We start from the raw sequence: 16,567 nt of genomic DNA, 5'->3' as shown, positions 1-16,567 counted from the left end.
ACTAAAATGATATGATATTATTTTAATCGGTTCGCAGCGATTGACCTGGTAGCTCAGCCGGTAGAGCACCTGACTTTTAATCAGGGGGCCGCGGGTTCGAATCCCGCCCGGGTCACCAGAGGGGCGAGAGTGGCGGAATTGGCAGACGCGCTGGACTTAGAATCCAGTGGGCTCGGCCCGTGTGGGTTCAAGTCCCACCTCTCGCACCAAAGAAAGTGTGCGGGTGTAGCTCAGTGGTAGAGCGCCTGCTTGCCAAGCAGGAGGTCGCGGGTTCAAATCCCGTCGCCCGCTCCAAAAAGTGAAGCGATAAAGTAAGAGGCTCCGTTTGGAGCTTTATTTTTTTGTTTTTTATCAAAAAATTAAATACCTATTATTTTTTGCATAAAAAAGAAAAACACCCCTTCATTGGTTTTATTTTGCCAATTCAGGGGTGTTTTTTTGTGTTTGACGTAAAAATTTTTTATTGCAATGTTGCAGGATCTACCTTTATACCAGGTCCCATTGTTGTTGAAAGTACTACTTTTTTTATAAAGGTACCTTTTACAGCAGCGGGCTTTAAGTTTAACACTTGTTCGTATGCAGATTTTATGTTTTCCGTTAATTTTGCACTATCAAATGATGCCTTTCCCACTGGTATATGTAAATTTCCAGTTTTATCTGTTCTAATTTCCATTCTACCCTTTTTAAATTCCTTTACAGCGGAAGCTACATCATTTGTTACAGTTCCTGCTTTTGGATTTGGCATTAATCCTCTTGGACCAAGAATTTTACCCAATTTTCCTATTACCCTCATCATATCAGGAGTAGCTATTGCAACATCGAAATCTAAAAATCCTTCCTTTTGAATCTTTTCTACTAAATCTTCTGCACCAACGTAGTCTGCACCGGCTTCTTTTGCTTCTTCTGCTTTGTCACCTTTAGCAAATACAAGTACTTTTACTTCTTTTCCTGTACCGTGTGGTAGCGAAATGGTGCTTCTAATTTGTTGATCTGACTTTCTGTAGTCTATGTTTGTTTTAATGTGAAGTTCTACTGTTTCATCGAATTTTGCTGTAGCAACCTTTTTAGCAAGTTCTACTGCTTCATTTAAATCGTACTCTTTTGACCTATCAACTAACTTTTTGATTTCATTATACCTCTTGGAGTGCTTCGGCATTTTGCCTCCTCCTTCCTAAATATTTATTAGTCTACTACCTCAATTCCCATACTTTTTGCCGTTCCTTCAATTATTTTCATAGCCGCTTCAATGTCATTTGCGTTTAAATCTTCCTTCTTAATTTCGGCTATTTCTCTAATTTGATCCCTTGTAACTTTTCCGACAATCTTTCTCTTTGGTTCTTGGGAACCAGAATTTAACTTTGCTGCTTTCTTAAGCAAGAAAGAAGCTGGTGGTGTTTTTGTTATAAATGTAAATGATCTGTCTTCGTATACTGTAATAATAACCGGAATGATCATTCCCGCTTTGTCAGCTGTAGCTGCATTGAATTTTTTACAAAATTCCATCAAGTTAACACCACGCTGACCAAGTGCAGGTCCTACTGGGGGTGCCGGAGTAGCTTTTCCAGCTTCAAGTTGCAACCTAACTTGCGCAACTACTTTTTTTGCCATAATACAACCTCCTTTTTGTGGTTATAGGGTAAACCCTCCCACTGACTTAAACAACTTTCTCTACTTCGCTAGTATGAACAGTTACAGGGGTTTCTCTTCCAAATATGGTAACTGTAACTTTTAATTCATTGTGTTCTGGGTTAATTTCCTTTACAGTTCCTACAAAACCTTCAAATGGACCTGAGATAATTTTAACGGAATCACCAATTTCAAAATCAAACTCGATTTTTACTTCTTTTGCCTTTTCTTCTTTCGATGTTTCTTCTATACCGGCGATTCTTAGTAATATTTGAGCTTCTTTATCACTTAAAGGAAGAGGTCTTCCACCAGAAGAAACAAAATCAATTATTCCAGGGACCGTTCTAACAAAATCCCAAAATTCATCGTTCATAATCATTTCTACAAAGATATAACCTGGAAACAATTTTTTGACCTTTACCTTTTGAACTCTAATTTCCTTTTTTGTTGGATAATCTGTTATCTCAATTCTTCCGGAGCTCTTTGCCAGAACCTTTTTTGGTTCTGCTATTATTTGTCCTGCTTTTATATGAACCCCTTTTTTTATAACATCGGAATTAAAAGTGTCTATGGGAACAACATAAATATCTAGTTCACTTACGGAATTCCTAACAACAATTCTTTTCATATTTTCAGTCTGAATAATTTTTCCATCGATGTCACATATTATTTCTCCATCAGAGGAAAGGGGCATTCCTTGTCTTACCATACCACCGACTTTTAATCCAGTAATAGGTTTATTCTTTTGAGGAATGACATATGTTTTAGTGAATTTTTTGTCCAAGGTTTCAATAACTACCTTTTTTGCATTTCTTACATCAGATACAATTCCATCTCTTCTTGCTCTAACAGAAGGTTCTTCTGCAAGCACATCTCCTTTTTTTACAAGATCACCATTTGATACAAAAATTTTCGCATTTAAAGATATAATATGCCTTTCGACTGATTTAGCCGAGGCATCGATAACTATTTCTTCGGGTAAAAGCACACAAGAAACAACATGCTCAAGCCCTTGAGCCTTTACCTTTGCCTCCAAATTTTCTTTGGCAGATGTTTCATATCCTGCCAAGGTTTGTAAAATATACCATCTTTTTTTCATTTATACCACCTCAAAATTTAGAAAAGCTTAAAGAGGGCACTTAATGCACCTGAGAATATCAAATCAAGTGCAAAGAAATAGACACCGGTCACTAAAAGAATAATTAAAACAACGCCTGTTGCTCCCCATAACTCTTTTTTATTTGGCCAATGTGTCTTTTTTATTTCTGCTTTAACTTCTCTAAAAAATTTTCTAAGTTTTTCCATGCTATCTCCCCCATAAAAAAAATTGGCAGGGGCGGCAGGACTTGAACCCGCAACACCCGATTTTGGAGACCGGTGCTCTGCCAGTTGAGCTACGCCCCTGCGTGTGGATTAAGCTTTTGTCTCAATATGTTGGGTGTGTTTGTTACATTTTGGGCAATATTTTCTAAGAGAGAGTTTTTCTTTTTTGTTTTTTTCGCGAGTCGTGTAATAATTTTTATTTCCACATTCTTTACATTTCAAAGCAACTTGTATTCTCATTTTTCCTTTCCCTCCTACTAAAAAAATCTGGTGGTGAGGGAAGGATTCGAACCTTCGAAGGCATTCTGCCAGCGGATTTACAGTCCGCCCCCTTTGGCCACTCGGGCACCTCACCACCCATATTTGGAGCCAGCGGAGGGACTTGAACCCTCAACCTATTGATTACAAATCAATCGCTCTACCGGTTGAGCTACGCTGGCTCGCCGCGAGTAATATTATATCTTATTTCAAAGAACTTGTCAATACTTTACGTATGGTAGGAGTGCCATATGTCTTGCCCTTTTAATTGCTGTTTTAACCATCCTTTGGTGTTTCGCGCAATTTCCCGTAAGTCTTCTTGGAACTATCTTTTCTTTTTCCGTTAAAAATTCCCTTAAAAGTTTTGTGTCTTTGTAATCAACGTATTCAACTTTTGCCTGACAAAGCTTACATACTTTTACTCTCTTTTTCCTTCTATATTTCATACGTATTACCTCCTTTTTTCAAAGATCAAAACGGTGGTTCGTCATTATCGTTTTCATCGAATAATTCATCGTATTCTACTACGCTTTCATCTGTGCTTTCGTTGATAACGTCACTTTTCTTTTCCATAAAAACGACTTGATCAGCCCAAATTTCAGGTGTGTTTCTATTTTGTCCATCACTTGTTTGCCATCTATTTATTCTTAACTTCCCTTCGACAAGTACTAATCTCCCTTTTGTTAAATAATTTTGTACAAACTCTGCCAACCTATTAAATGCAACGATTCTTATAAAGTCTACGTTATCATTTCTATTCCCTCTATTTACCGCAAGTGTGAAGTTAACAACCAAGGTACCATTTGTCGTTTGTCTTGCTTCAGGATCCTTAGTTAGCCGCCCAACAAGGACGACCTTGTTATAATTCACTCTTCCACCTTCTCGGGATTCTCAGACACCTCTACTTTCCTTGATTGCTTTCTTTCCTTTTTTTCAAGGTCTATTCTTCTGAATGTTTGCCATCTTAAAAATTCAGGTCTTACCTTGAAATAAGCTTCAAGACTTGTAAGTTCTAATCCTTCTCCTCTGAAATAAACCACAGTATAATCTGCTTCGTTATACTTTTTAAGTGGATATGCCGTTTTCTTTATACCCCATCTGTCTACGTTGTCGACTTGTGCACCAAGCTTTTCCTTTAAAAATTCTACAACACCGTTTGCAATATTTTCTCGTTCTTCCTCGGCAATATCTGGTTTTACAATAAACATTGTTTCGTAAATCCTCATTCCTACACCTCCTCCCTCGGACTATTAAGGTCCCGCAAATTCCTTGCGGAACGGGACTTCAGAAATAAAGGGAGCTAAAGCTCCCTTTCTGGTGGGCTCGGGAGGAATCGAACCCCCGACCATCCGGTTATGAGCCGGACGCTCTGCCAACTGAGCTACGAGCCCACTTCCTTTTGGAGGCGACGGTGGGATTTGAACCCACGAATAGGGATTTTGCAGACCCCCGCCTTAGACCGCTTGGCCACGTCGCCTCGCAAGTCACATTTTAACATAATATGTTCTTGATGTCAATAACTTTTTTTAACTAATTAGTTTAAATTTTGTGATATAATTTTTTGGGTGATGTGTGGTGAAAGAGAATAAAAATTTTGATTTAGTAGTGTTTTTTTTCATGGTAATTTTAATGATTTTTGGTCTTTTAAACCTGTATAGTGTTTCAAAGACACTTTTTTTAAAACAGCTGATTTGGGATTTTTTAGCTGTATTTGGTGCTATATCTATATATTTTTTAAAAGAGAATTTTTTACGTAAAATGATATTTTTGCTTTATTTTTTATCAACTATTTTACTTTTAGCTGTGTTATTTTTTGGAACAAGAATATATGGTTCAATTAGATGGTTTAGAATTTTTGGAATTTCTTTTCAACCATCTGAACTTTCAAAACTTACTTTGATACTTTTATTAAGTTATATCTTTTTAAAAAGAGATGTAAAAAGTATATTTATTTCCATAGTAGCTACGTTAATTCCCGTTTTTCTTATTTTAAAAGAACCTGATTTGGGAATGACGATTTTGCACTTGTTTATTTGGTTTATATTGTTGTATTTTTCAGGAGTATCTTTAAAGATAATATTACCACTTATAGGAACGGGTTTTACTATGATACCTATTGTATACTTTTTTTTCTTGAAAGATTATCAGAGAAACAGGATTTTATCATTTTTAAATCCTGAAAAATACGCAAAAGGTGCGGCATATAACGTTATAATGTCAAGGAGTGCGATAGGGTCTGGTGGATTATTTGGAAATGGATATCTAATTTCACCAGCTGTTAAAGGATATTATGTGCCAAAAATGGAAACGGATTTTATATTTTCCGCAATAGGAGAGCAGTTTGGTTTTTTGGGAAGTATAATATTATTGAGTGTGTATATTTTAATAGTCTTAAGGGTTTTTTCAAAAATGAAATACTATAAAGATGATTATTGGAAATTAGTTTCTGTTGGAATTCTCGCTGTTTTTGTTTTTCACGTATTTGAAAATATCGGTATGAACATAGGTGTAATGCCAGTTACCGGTATCCCTTTACCTTTTATAAGTTATGGTGGGACATCTACGTTTATTTTTGGATTAATGGTGGGTTTTTTGCTAAAGGCACTGGCGCTTGTAGATAGGAGCAGGAAGGTGGTTTAATGAGGAGAAAAAGAGAATCAATTTGGCCTTTTTTGATTGTGCTATCTATTGTTTTGATTTTTGTAATAACTGTGTTTTTTGCATTTGGTAATTTTTTTAGATACAGGAAAATATTAAATGACTATAATGCGCTGAAAAATTACGTAAACAAAAAACTTGAAAGTTATGAAGTAAAAATAAAGGATTTGGAGTCAAAATTAGGCCCCAATTCCATAGTTGATAAATACATTCTTTCGGTTAATTACTTAAGAAATTTTGGCGCAGACCTAGAGCAAGTTTTAAACAATATTTACGATGAACCGGGAACAGGTTACTTTATGGTCTTTGTGGTTGGTCAGGAATCTAGTTGGTTTACCGTTAAAAGAGGCAAAAAGACGTATTTTTCAAGAGAACTTTTACCAGGTCTTTCAAAATACAAATTTTATTATTTTAAAGAACCTAGAATAAAGACAGATTACGATATTGTAGTAACACCTGATGTGGATATAGTTGTGGGAAAAGCGGGAAAGGTATACCTTTTATTCTATGGAGTAGGATCTTCTTACCATCCTACAAAAGTGGTGCACATTACCGGTATGACTGTTAGTAATTTAAAAAAGACGTATAATCTATACGTTCCAGGTAGATAAGGGAGGATGAAAAGGTGTATTTGCAGGATATAATAAAGAGATTAGATGAATTTTGGGCTAATCAAGGTTGTTTTATAGACCTTCCGTACGATATGGAAATGGGTGCGGGTACGTTCCACCCTTCAACTTTTTTTGGAGTTTTGAGAAAAAGAGACTGGAAGGTGGCATTTGTTCAGCCAAGTAGAAGACCTACGGATGGAAGGTATGGAGAAAATCCCAATAGGATGCAAAGATTTTTGCAATACCAAGTTATATTAAAACCCAACCCCAAAGATTCACAGGAGATATATTTAAAATCCCTTGAAAGTATTGGAATAAATCCCAAAGACCACGATATAAGATTTGTAGAAGACAATTGGGAATCTCCTACACTTGGAGCGTGGGGAATAGGTTGGGAAGTTTGGTTAGATGGTATGGAAATTACCCAATTTACCTATTTTCAACAAGTGGGCGGAATTTCTTTGAAAAAGATTCCACTTGAGATAACGTATGGGGTTGAAAGAATCGCCATGTATCTACAAAGTGTGAATAATGTTTATGATGTTATGTGGAATAAAGATGTAAAATATGGTGAGCTATTCTTGGAAAATGAAAGGCAATTTTCCGTGTACAATTTTGAGAAAGCAGATGTAGAGAAATTGTTCAAGTTATATGAAATATACAGAAAAGAATTCAAAGCTTTAATAGAAGATAACCTCTTCTTACCTGCTTATGAACAATTGATCAAGTGTTCGCATACTTTTAATTTACTTGATGCTAGAAATGTAATTAGTGTTGCACAGAGGCAGAATTACATAAGGGATATTAGAAATATGGCGACGTTATGTGCAAAAAGATTTACAGAGTACGAGGAAGGTGAGGAGTAATGTATATATTTGAAATAGGTGTCGAGGAACTTCCAACAACAGAGGTAAATAACATTTTGATACAACTTTATCAAAAACTCAAGGATTTTTTTGAAAGCGAAGAGCTAAATTACGAAGGTTTAACAGTTTTTTATGCCCCAAGAAGATTTGGTTTTTTTGTCTTAAAAGTGGACGAAAAACAAAAGGATAAGATAATTGAAAAAAGAGGGCCTTCAAAAAATATAGCTTTTGACGAAAACAACAATCCTACAAAGGCGTTAAATGGTTTTTTGAAATCAAATAATGCAAGTATTGAGGATATAAAGATTAAAGATAACTACGTATTTATATCAAAGAAAATTGAAGGAAAAAGCGCAAGAGAATTGTTAAAGGAAAAAATCCCTGGAATTATTTACAGCCTTAGTTTTAAAAAGCCGATGAGATGGGGGGACGGAAGATTTTCCTTTGTTAGAGTTCCGCATTGGGTTTTATCCGTTTACAATGGAGATGTTTTGGAATTTGAATTGTTTGGAATAAAAGCATCCAACAAAACATATGGACATAGGTTCGTAGAAAATAACATTGTGGAAATAAAAGGAGTGGAAGATTATCTTGAAAAGTTAAGGGAATTAAAAGTAATAGCATTGCATACGGAACGAAAGGAGAAAGTTTTAGTGGGTTTGAAGAAGTACAAATCAAGCCTAGATGATGATTTAATAAATGAAGTAGTAACTTTAACGGAATATCCCATTTTACTTGAGGGAAGATTTTTGGAGAAATATCTTTCACTTCCTGAAGAGCTAATCACAACTACAATAAAGCATCATCAAAGATCGTTTACTGTATATGAGAATGACAAAATTACAAATAAGTTCCTTTCTTTTATTGATTCACCAAATGGTAAAATAGAGTTAATAAGAAAAGGGTATGAAAAGGTTGTTAATGCAAGATTGGAAGATGCAAGGTATTATTACCAAAAAGATTTAAAAATACCCCTTGAGAAGTTTAATGAGAATTTGAAAGATATAGTTTTTCAAAAATCACTTGGAACTCTAATGGATAAAGTTGAAAGAATTCAAAAAATTTCGGAGAAATTATCAGATGATTTAAAGATAGATTTTTCAGATAAAAAAAGGGTTTTAAGAACAGCTTATTTATGTAAAGCAGATATTGCATCTAATGTAGTATACGAATTTCCTGAATTGCAAGGTGTAATGGGAAGGATATATGCGCTAAAAGATGGAGAAGATTACAATGTAGCATTGGGAATAGAAGAACATTACAAAGATGTTCCAAAAAATGTTTCAGGCGCAATAGTTGCCATAGCGGATAGGTTAGATACAATTGTGGGAAATTTCATAGTGGGTAATATTCCCTCTGGATCAAAGGATCCTTTTGGATTGAGAAAAAAGGTGGATACGATATTCGATATTGCTGTACATTTTTCTTGGGATATAGATTTAGAAGAACTTACAAAGTTTTCATCTTTGCTATTTGAAAAAGAAGTTCCAAAAGAGTTATTTGATTTTCTTGAGACAAGGTACGAATTATTTAACACATCCGCAAGGTATGATATTGCAAGAGTTGTAAAAAAATTCTGGAAAAGACCGCTTAGGGGAAGATTAATTGCTGATGCGTTAATGAATATTGTGGATAAAGAAGAATTTAAAACACTTCTTACGGGGTTTGAGAGAGTTCACAATATATCCAAAAAACACGATTCATTTGATTTTGATAGTACAAAGTTTCTCGATAAAGCGGAAAAGGATTTATTTAACAAATATATCGAAGTAAAGCCAAAAGTTTTAGAATCATTGGAAAAATTAGATTTCAAAGCGGCGCTTTCTTATTTAATAGAATTTAGAACATATATAGACAATTATTTTGATAACGTCTTTGTAATGACTAAACAGGATGATATACGTATGAACAGATTAGCATTTTTAAAAAATCTTGATAAACTGTTCTTAAAACTTGGTGATTTGAATTTAATTGAGAAAAAATGATATAATGAATTGTGGGAGGTGAAATAATGAGAGATATGACAAAACAATTTTTAGAAGCTGCTTTTGCGGGTGAATCCATGGCACATATGAAATACTTGATTTTTTCAGAAGAGGCGGAAAAGAAGGGGTTAATAAAGCTTTCGAAACTTTTTAAAGCTATTGCATATGCTGAGTATGTTCATGCCAAAAATCACTTTAAGGTATTGAAAAAACTCTCCGATGATATGAAGGAAAACGTACAAAGCTGTATTGATGGAGAGACTTTTGAAATCGAGGAGATGTATCCCGTATACAAAAATGCAGCGGAATTTCAAGAGGAAAAGGAAGCGGTAAGAAGCACAAATTATGCACTTGAAGCGGAAAAAATACACGCAGAGATGTACAAGAAAGCCAAAGAGTTAGTGGAAAAAGGGGAAGATTATCCTGCAGAAAAGATTTATATATGTCCAATCTGTGGGTATACAGTAGAAGATGAAGCACCTGAAAAGTGTCCTGTATGTGGTGCTCCTAAAGATAAATTTGTGGAATTTTAAGAATAAGGGGGGAATCCCCCTTATTATTTTGGAGGTGGTTAAATGTGGAAGAAAATAACCGTATGGATAGTTTTAATTGTTATTATCTTAATCTTTTTGGGAACAGGAGTATATCAAGTAGGGCCTTCTGAAGTTGCTTTGATAAAGACATTTGGTAAATATACACATTCAACGGGACCAGGTATGCATTATCATTTACCTTATCCAATACAATCTCATGTTATTGTTGATGTAGAGACAATAAGAAAGGAAGAAATAGGTTTTAGAACTATTGAATCGCGCAGTGGTGTAAGTTATAGAACAATTCCCGAAGAGTCTTTGATGTTGACAGGTGATGGAAATATTATCAGTGTAGAAGTTGCGGTGCAGTATAAGATAAAAGACCCGGTAAAATTTGCGTTTAACATAATTAATGGAAAGAATATAGTGCGGTTCACCACTGAGTCTGTTTTAAGGGAAAGGGTTGCAGTAAGGAATATTGACGATGTTTTAACCGTTGAAAGGGATAAAATTGCCATAGAAACTGCAGAAGAAGTACAAAAAATTCTAGATGAATACGATGCGGGGATTTTGATTAACAAAGTGTATTTACAGGAAGTTGCTCCTCCTGATCAAGTAGTAGAGGCATTTGATGATGTTAACAATGCCAAACAGGATAAAGAGAGGTTTATAAACGAAGCAAATAGATATGCAAACGATATAGTGCCCAAAGCAGAAGGTGAAGCAGAACAGATACTAAGAAAGGCCGAAGCCTATGCAAAGGAAAAAATATTAGAAGCAGAAGGTGAAACAAATAGGTTTTTGAGCGTTTTGAAAGAATACGAAATAGCACCAGATATTACAATGAAAAGATTGTTAATTGAAAAATTAGAAGAGGTATTTTCAAATACAAAGAATGTATTTGTGTTAGATGACAGTGGAACGTTGAAGTTGTTAGATGTCAACGAGTTGATTGGTGGTGGTACAAAATGAAAAAGTCAATTACGTTTATTTCAATATTAGTGATTGCTTTGATCTTTTTATCCCTCTCCATGTTTGTTGTAGATCAAACACAACAGGCAGTAGTGTTGAGGTTTGGACAGATTCTAAAGGTTTATCCAACACCTGGTGTTCATTTTAAAATGCCGTTTGTGGATAATGTGGTAAAGTTTGAAAAGAGGATATTGTTGTACGATATAGAGCCTGAAAAGATAATAACGCTGGATAAAAAAACGCTTATTGTGGATACGTATGCCTTGTGGAAAATAAATGATGCAAAAAAATTTATTGAGACTATGAAAACAATTTTTCTGGCAGAATCAAGGATAGATGATATAGTATATTCTCACATAAGAAATGTCTTTGCAAAGCACACTTTCGATGAGATTATTTCCGATAAGAGGGCAAATTTTTTGAAAGAAGTTACGTTGCTTTCAAGAGAAGATTTAAAGGATTTTGGAATAGAAGTTGTTGATGTTAGGGTGAAGCATGCGGATCTTCCAACTGAGAATGTTAGGTCGGTGTATGAAAGGATGAAAGCAGAAAGGTATAGTATAGCTGCGCAAATCAGAGCAGAGGGGCAAAAAGAGGCACAAAAGATACGTGCAGAAGCGGATAAAAAGGTTACCGTTATTTTAGCCCAAGCAAAGAGTCAAGCAGAAATCATTAAAGGTACAGGTGAAGCCAGTGCAACGAAAATATATGCGTTGGCATTCAAGAAAAATCCGAAATTTTTTGATTTATGGAGAAGCTTGAGTGCATATGATGAAATTTTTAAAGATGGAACGATAATATTCGGAAAGAATTTGGAGATATTTAAGTACATTTTTGGTGTAAAATAATAGGGGAGGTTTCCCCTATTATTCTTTTAAAGAGGTGTAAAAGTATGGATATATTGGAAAAGGTGCAGTCGATATTTTCACATATGAAAGTCGTTGAATTTATGAATAGTGATGTTATTTATGTTTTACCCAATAGGACAATTGTACAAGTTAAGGAAATATTGAGATTAAAAAGGATATCAGGGGTACCAGTTGTAAACAATCAAAAAGAGGTTATAGGAATTATTAGTATTGAGGATATAATAAGGAGTATTGAAAGAAATCAGCTTGAAAGTCTTGTTGAAGAACAAATGACCAAAAGAGTTGTTACTGTCAATTTGGATGATACTTTAAGAGATGTTATAGAATTATTTGAAAAATACGGATATGGTAGATTTCCTGTTGTAGACAAATTTGGAAAATTAGTGGGAATTGTGACGAAAAATGATATTTTGAAGGCGGTTGCATTAAAATTGGGTATTTTGTATTTACACGATGAAAGAAGAAAAAAAGCCCTCGATGAAGATGTGGAAAAATCACTAATTACAGGAGTTAATATAAATAAAAATGACAGTGATTTTTATTTTAAAATAGATTATTATGACATTAATTCCATTGGAATAGGTGCAGCGCAATTGAAAAAATTTCTTCTTTCAAAAGGAATAGAAGAAAAACTTGTAAGGCGTATTGCAATAAGTGTGTATGAAGCAGAGGCAAATGTTGTGATTCATAGTGGAAGTACAGGTGAAATTTATTGTTTTATTAAAGATGATAGTATTGTTGTAAGGATAGAAGATAAGGGAAAAGGTATAGAAAATTTAGAACTTGCAATGAAAGAGGGATTTTCAACGGCACCTGATCACGTAAGAGAGTTGGGATTTGGTGCTGGTATGGGACTTCCAAATATAAAAAGATATTCGGATAAAATGGTAGTTTTGTCCGAAAAGGATAAAGGTGTAATTGTTGAAATTATCTTTTTTAGAGCTTGAGATTTGGAATAGCATCTATGTGAATATTCGATTTTCCATCAAACAATTTATATCCTGCCATAGCTATCATTGCGGCATTATCAGTGCAAAAGTCAAGTGGTGGTATAAGTATATTTATCCCCAATTTTTGTGCCTTTTCTTGTGCTTTTTTTCTAAGGTATTTGTTTGCCGCAACTCCACCTGCAAGCACTACCGTATGGATATCTTTTTCTTGTGCGGCTTTGAAAGTTTTGTGCAAAAGTATTTCCGTTACAACCTTTTGAAAAGAGGCGGCAATATCGGCAACTGGAATGTTATCTAATTTCCTTACAGTGTATAGTACTGAGGTTTTAAGTCCTGAAAAACTGAAATTGTAATCTTTGGAATTGTATAAAGGTTTTGGGAAATTGAATTTGTTTTCATTTCCAAATTTTGCTATCTTTTCGATTTCAGGTCCGCCGGGATATCCTAATCCCAATATTCTTGCGACTTTATCAAATGCCTCACCTGCTGCGTCATCCAAGGTTTTCCCTAAAACTTCTATTTTATCTTTTGTTACTTTCAAAATTTCGGTATGACCACCCGATACCATTAACACTATAAAGGGTGGGGTAAGCTCTGGATATGTAATATAATTTGCATACACATGTCCAATAACATGGTTAATACCAAATATAGGTTTATTTAATTTTAATGCAAGGCCCTTTGCAAAGGATATTCCAACGAGTAATGCACCAATTAGTCCGGGACCTTGTGTTACTGCAATCAAGTCTATATCTTTTAGTGAAATATTTGCTTTTTTTATTGCCGTTTTAAAGATGATTGGTAAATTTGAAAGGTGGTGTCGTGCCGCAACTTCGGGTACAACACCACCAAATTTTTTGTGTATTTCAACTTGCGAGGATACTATGTTGCTTAGGATCTTTCCATTTTTTAATATGGCAACTGATGTTTCATCACAAGACGTTTCTATTCCCAAAACAACCATTTATGCGGACTCCTTAATTATAAGTTTTGGTTTTTCCTTTTTTGTAACGCATGCTTCATTTACTATAATCTTTTCTATGTTTTTGAGATCAGGTAGTTCAAACATTACGTCTATCATTACCTCTTCAAATACACTCTTTAAGGCACGTGCTCCTGTTCCCCTATTTGTTGCTCTTTTTGCAATAGCATAGAGTGCTTCTTCGGTAACTTCTAACTCAACGTTGTCGATTAAGAATAATTTTTTATATTGTTTTAAAATGGCATTTTTGGGTTCGGTAAGTATCTTTACCATTTCCTTTTCTGAAAGATCTTCAAGTGTGCCTATAACGGGGAATCTTCCTACAAATTCTGGAATTAATCCGTATTGTACTAAATCTTCTGGGGTTATATGTGATAGTATTTCACCAAGTTTCATTTCTTTTTTACTTTTTATTGGTGCGTTAAAGCCTAGAGCACTGCTTTGTATTCGCCTTTTTATGATTTCTTCAATTCCGTCAAATGCCCCACCTACTATGAATAGTATATTTGATGTGTCTACTTTTAAAAATTCTTGATACGGATGTTTTCTACCACCTTGTGGTGGAACGTTGGCTATAGTGCCTTCCACGATCTTTAATAGTGCCTGCTGTACTCCTTCTCCCGACACATCCCTTGTTATGGATGGATTTGGAGATTTTCTTGCAATTTTGTCTATTTCGTCTATGTATATAATACCGTATTGTGCGCGTTCTATATCGAAATTTGTAACTTCAAGTAATCTTAGAATAACATTCTCCACATCTTCACCAACATATCCTGCTTCGGTAAGTGGGGTAGCATCTGCTATTGCAAAAGGTACATCTAGTATCTTTGCAAGTGTTCTTGCAATTAAGGTTTTTCCACTTCCCGTGGGGCCTATCAATATTACGTTTGATTTTTCTATTTCAACATCGTCAAAATCTAAGTTTGAAAAAACTCTCTTATAATGGTTGTATACGGCAACAGAGAGTATTTTTTTAACCCTTTCTTGACCAATGACGTATTTATCAAGTTCCGCTTTTATTTGTGATGGTTTTGGAAGTTCTTCTCTTTCCCTCTTTTGAGGAATCGCCTGTTTTTCTTCATAAAGTATGTCGTGGAAGATTTCCACACAATCGTTGCATATGTATACATTTCCGGGCCCGGCTATTAGCTTTTCTACCTTGTCTGCAGATCTCCCACAAAAGGAACAAAATTTTTGTGCCATATTTTTTCCTCCTTAAAATAATTCATCATAATTCTATCATAAAAAATTGATAGTGTGTTTCTAAGGTGTATCTTATTTTTTTCAAGATAATAAACACCCTATATAATTTTAAAGAGGTGTGAATTACACGCATTATCATCAGTTGCACCAAATTTCTTTATATGTGGAAATTTTTGAGAAAGTTTGCATGCAATATTAGGCTCAAGTGATTTTGGACCATTTATAAGTATTGCACCGATAATTTCTACATAGGGGTGTGAAGTGATATAATCTATATGCCAAAAGAGTTTTTTCTCTTTTAAAGTATGTCTTTTTATCCTTTGTTCTAGATTATTCTGAGCAGAACCTACATAAACGTATAGTCCCTTTTTTATTTTAATTTCTCCAAGAGATCCAACTTTTACTTTAATGTCTTTTTTAACTGTTATAAAGAGTAAATATATCCCTTTTTTCATTAATATCACCACTAATAATTATAATATAAATGAGGAGGAGAAAAACATGTACATTTTTGTAGATTACGATGGAACTTTAATAAAAAACGATGAAAAGGAGTTTATGAAAGAATATTTTAAGTTACTCTCAGATTTTTCCAATATAGATTCAAAAAAGTTGATGGTTTTGGTAATGGAAAGTATAAATGAAATTTTGTCCAATTTAAATACTTCCAAAAATTTATTTGAAAGGTTTTTGGATGAGATTTCTAATAAAAGTAATCGGTCAAGAAAATATTGGAAAGATTTATTTTTTGAGTTTTACGATGAAAAATTTTTGAATTTGAAAAAAATAATAAGAAAAAATCATTTTTTGGTAGATTTAATAAAGAACACAAATAACAAAGTTATTTTTGCTTCAAATCCGCTTTTTCCAAAAGTTGCAGTGGAAAAAAGAATTGAATTTGTAGATTTAAACCCAGGTGATTTTTTCTATATAACTTCCATGGAAAATGCGCACTATGCAAAACCAGATCCTAGATTTTTTGAAGAGATAATACAAACTTTATCTATCAGCCCAAAAGATTGCGTTATGATAGGTGATTCTGAAAATGACAGGGTGTGTGAAAAAGTAGGTATAAAATTTATCCATGTTGATGAAAAAGAAAAGATAAAAAAGGCATTTTTGAATGTTGATTATTCTAAAGTTATAGGAAAAATAAGAAAGAATGAAGAGCAAAAATTGGCCGTTATGTGTTATGCAGAATACAACGACAAAGTATTATTTATTACTAGGAACAAAGAACCATTTGCAAACTTTTTAGTGCCACCTGGTGGAAAGGTTGAGAATGGGGAAGAAATTGAAGCAGCAATGATAAGGGAATTTTTTGAGGAAACAGGGTTGAAGTTACATAATTTGAGGTTGAGAATGGTGACTACCGAAATTGGTCCTAAAAATTACAATTGGATCTTATTTGTCTTTAGAGGAGATGTATTTTCAGATGATGTAAAAGAGAGTGATGAAGGAAATTTGCTTTGGATCGAAAAAGAAGATATTTTAAATGCAAACCTTACAGATATAGATAAATACTTAATACCGGATATTTTTTCAGATGAAGATGTAAAAGTTGTCGAAATTGTATACGATGAAGATAAAAATTGGAAAATTTTGTCTAAAAAAGATTTATGAGTCTGTTTCAAAAATAGTAAGAGACTAATCCGAAATCAAAAAATAGATACAAAAATATAATAAAATACTTTTGAATTACCTTTGAATAACCTTTTCTAACAATAA

20 protein-coding genes and 8 tRNA genes are annotated in these 16,567 nt (G+C 34.1%); 12 read left to right on the top strand and 16 right to left on the bottom strand.

Annotated elements, in window-relative coordinates; all coding sequences use genetic code 11:
- Positions 1 to 42: 42 nt before the first annotated feature.
- The 3 genes from AS157_RS04010 to AS157_RS04000 all read left to right on the top strand — a co-directional run bounded on the left by AS157_RS04010 (position 43) and on the right by AS157_RS04000 (position 294).
- A tRNA-Lys gene (locus AS157_RS04010) sits at positions 43 to 118 on the top strand.
- A 5-nt stretch (positions 119 to 123) separates the two neighbouring features.
- A tRNA-Leu gene (locus AS157_RS04005) sits at positions 124 to 209 on the top strand.
- A gap of 10 nt (positions 210 to 219) precedes the next feature.
- Positions 220 to 294, top strand: a tRNA-Gly gene (locus AS157_RS04000).
- A gap of 166 nt (positions 295 to 460) precedes the next feature.
- Here AS157_RS04000 and rplA read toward each other — a convergent pair.
- The 13 genes from rplA to AS157_RS03935 form a co-directional block, all read right to left on the bottom strand.
- Positions 461 to 1,156, bottom strand: a complete 696-nt coding sequence (gene rplA / locus AS157_RS03995; protein WP_077289119.1) for a 50S ribosomal protein L1 — start codon at positions 1,154 to 1,156, stop codon at positions 461 to 463.
- 26 nt (positions 1,157 to 1,182) lie between these two features.
- Entirely contained in the window at positions 1,183 to 1,608 is a 426-nt protein-coding gene (gene rplK, locus AS157_RS03990) for a 50S ribosomal protein L11 (RefSeq protein ID WP_075665703.1), read from the bottom strand.
- Positions 1,609 to 1,654: 46 nt separating this feature from the next.
- Positions 1,655 to 2,725, bottom strand: coding sequence for a transcription termination/antitermination protein NusG (gene nusG / locus AS157_RS03985; protein WP_214494969.1), 1,071 nt, complete (start codon positions 2,723 to 2,725; stop codon positions 1,655 to 1,657).
- A 17-nt stretch (positions 2,726 to 2,742) separates the two neighbouring features.
- Positions 2,743 to 2,931, bottom strand: a complete 189-nt coding sequence (gene secE, locus AS157_RS03980) for a preprotein translocase subunit SecE (RefSeq protein ID WP_075665701.1) — start codon at positions 2,929 to 2,931, stop codon at positions 2,743 to 2,745.
- A 23-nt stretch (positions 2,932 to 2,954) separates the two neighbouring features.
- Positions 2,955 to 3,030 (bottom strand) — tRNA-Trp (locus tag AS157_RS03975).
- A 9-nt stretch (positions 3,031 to 3,039) separates the two neighbouring features.
- Entirely contained in the window at positions 3,040 to 3,189 is a 150-nt protein-coding gene (gene rpmG, locus AS157_RS03970; protein WP_077289117.1) for a 50S ribosomal protein L33, read from the bottom strand.
- Between the two features lie 28 nt (positions 3,190 to 3,217).
- Positions 3,218 to 3,304: transfer RNA gene (locus AS157_RS03965), tRNA-Tyr, on the bottom strand.
- A gap of 9 nt (positions 3,305 to 3,313) precedes the next feature.
- Positions 3,314 to 3,389: transfer RNA gene (locus AS157_RS03960), tRNA-Thr, on the bottom strand.
- A gap of 39 nt (positions 3,390 to 3,428) precedes the next feature.
- Positions 3,429 to 3,653, bottom strand: coding sequence for a 30S ribosomal protein S18 (gene rpsR, locus AS157_RS03955; RefSeq protein WP_077198092.1), 225 nt, complete (start codon positions 3,651 to 3,653; stop codon positions 3,429 to 3,431).
- A gap of 25 nt (positions 3,654 to 3,678) precedes the next feature.
- Positions 3,679 to 4,077, bottom strand: coding sequence for a single-stranded DNA-binding protein (locus AS157_RS03950; RefSeq protein ID WP_077289116.1), 399 nt, complete (start codon positions 4,075 to 4,077; stop codon positions 3,679 to 3,681).
- Positions 4,074 to 4,433 carry a 30S ribosomal protein S6 gene (rpsF, locus tag AS157_RS03945; RefSeq protein ID WP_077289115.1) on the bottom strand — a complete coding sequence of 120 codons (360 nt, stop codon included), beginning with the start codon at positions 4,431 to 4,433 and terminating at the stop codon, positions 4,074 to 4,076. Before rpsF ends, AS157_RS03950 begins: the two co-directional genes overlap by 4 nt.
- Positions 4,434 to 4,522: 89 nt before the next feature.
- A tRNA-Met gene (locus AS157_RS03940) sits at positions 4,523 to 4,598 on the bottom strand.
- A 9-nt stretch (positions 4,599 to 4,607) separates the two neighbouring features.
- Positions 4,608 to 4,684: transfer RNA gene (locus AS157_RS03935), tRNA-Cys, on the bottom strand.
- 98 nt (positions 4,685 to 4,782) lie between these two features.
- Here AS157_RS03935 and AS157_RS03930 point away from each other — a divergent pair.
- Genes AS157_RS03930 through AS157_RS03895 form a run of 8 tightly spaced genes read left to right on the top strand, consistent with a single transcriptional unit; the run spans position 4,783 to position 12,648 of the window.
- A complete protein-coding gene (locus tag AS157_RS03930; RefSeq protein ID WP_077289114.1) occupies positions 4,783 to 5,847 on the top strand; it encodes an FtsW/RodA/SpoVE family cell cycle protein in 1,065 nt (354 codons plus the stop codon).
- Positions 5,847 to 6,476, top strand: a complete 630-nt coding sequence (locus AS157_RS03925; protein ID WP_077289113.1) for a hypothetical protein — start codon at positions 5,847 to 5,849, stop codon at positions 6,474 to 6,476. Before AS157_RS03930 ends, AS157_RS03925 begins: the two co-directional genes overlap by 1 nt.
- 14 nt (positions 6,477 to 6,490) lie before the next feature.
- Complete coding sequence (locus tag AS157_RS03920) at positions 6,491 to 7,342, top strand: glycine--tRNA ligase subunit alpha (protein WP_077289112.1); 852 nt, start codon at positions 6,491 to 6,493, stop codon at positions 7,340 to 7,342.
- Positions 7,342 to 9,327, top strand: a complete 1,986-nt coding sequence (glyS, locus tag AS157_RS03915; protein ID WP_077289111.1) for a glycine--tRNA ligase subunit beta — start codon at positions 7,342 to 7,344, stop codon at positions 9,325 to 9,327. The genes AS157_RS03920 and glyS overlap by 1 nt, the downstream gene beginning before the upstream one ends.
- A 26-nt stretch (positions 9,328 to 9,353) precedes the next feature.
- Positions 9,354 to 9,860: a rubrerythrin family protein gene (locus AS157_RS03910; protein ID WP_075665692.1), complete on the top strand. Its 507-nt coding sequence runs from the start codon at positions 9,354 to 9,356 to the stop codon at positions 9,858 to 9,860.
- Positions 9,861 to 9,902: 42 nt separating this feature from the next.
- On the top strand, positions 9,903 to 10,832 hold the full coding sequence (gene hflK / locus AS157_RS03905) for an FtsH protease activity modulator HflK (RefSeq protein ID WP_077289110.1): 930 nt from the start codon (positions 9,903 to 9,905) through the stop codon (positions 10,830 to 10,832).
- The gene (gene hflC / locus AS157_RS03900; protein WP_075665690.1) at positions 10,829 to 11,680 is read left to right on the top strand and encodes a protease modulator HflC; all 852 of its coding nucleotides are present in this window, start codon (positions 10,829 to 10,831) and stop codon (positions 11,678 to 11,680) included. The genes hflK and hflC overlap by 4 nt, the downstream gene beginning before the upstream one ends.
- A gap of 44 nt (positions 11,681 to 11,724) precedes the next feature.
- A complete protein-coding gene (locus AS157_RS03895) occupies positions 11,725 to 12,648 on the top strand; it encodes a CBS domain-containing protein (protein WP_077289109.1) in 924 nt (307 codons plus the stop codon).
- Here AS157_RS03895 and tsaD read toward each other — a convergent pair.
- The 3 genes from tsaD to AS157_RS03880 form a co-directional block, all read right to left on the bottom strand.
- Positions 12,638 to 13,615, bottom strand: coding sequence for a tRNA (adenosine(37)-N6)-threonylcarbamoyltransferase complex transferase subunit TsaD (gene tsaD / locus AS157_RS03890; protein ID WP_077289108.1), 978 nt, complete (start codon positions 13,613 to 13,615; stop codon positions 12,638 to 12,640). The two genes, AS157_RS03895 and tsaD, sit on opposite strands and share 11 nt — an antisense overlap.
- Positions 13,616 to 14,839, bottom strand: a complete 1,224-nt coding sequence (gene clpX, locus AS157_RS03885) for an ATP-dependent Clp protease ATP-binding subunit ClpX (protein WP_077289107.1) — start codon at positions 14,837 to 14,839, stop codon at positions 13,616 to 13,618. It abuts the gene before it with no gap.
- A 98-nt stretch (positions 14,840 to 14,937) separates the two neighbouring features.
- The gene (locus AS157_RS03880) at positions 14,938 to 15,294 is read right to left on the bottom strand and encodes a GIY-YIG nuclease family protein (protein WP_077198083.1); all 357 of its coding nucleotides are present in this window, start codon (positions 15,292 to 15,294) and stop codon (positions 14,938 to 14,940) included.
- A gap of 46 nt (positions 15,295 to 15,340) precedes the next feature.
- On the opposite strand from AS157_RS03880, the gene AS157_RS09455 reads away from it, so the two are divergent.
- Positions 15,341 to 16,462, top strand: coding sequence for an HAD-IA family hydrolase (locus AS157_RS09455; protein WP_231450305.1), 1,122 nt, complete (start codon positions 15,341 to 15,343; stop codon positions 16,460 to 16,462).
- Positions 16,463 to 16,567: the final 105 nt, after the last annotated feature.

Source organism: Thermosipho sp. 1244 (genome assembly GCF_018588215.1).
Lineage (GTDB): Bacteria > Thermotogota > Thermotogae > Thermotogales > Fervidobacteriaceae > Thermosipho > Thermosipho affectus.
Note: the sequence above shows the minus strand (reverse complement) of the source record. Positions and strands in the feature narration are given on the sequence as shown.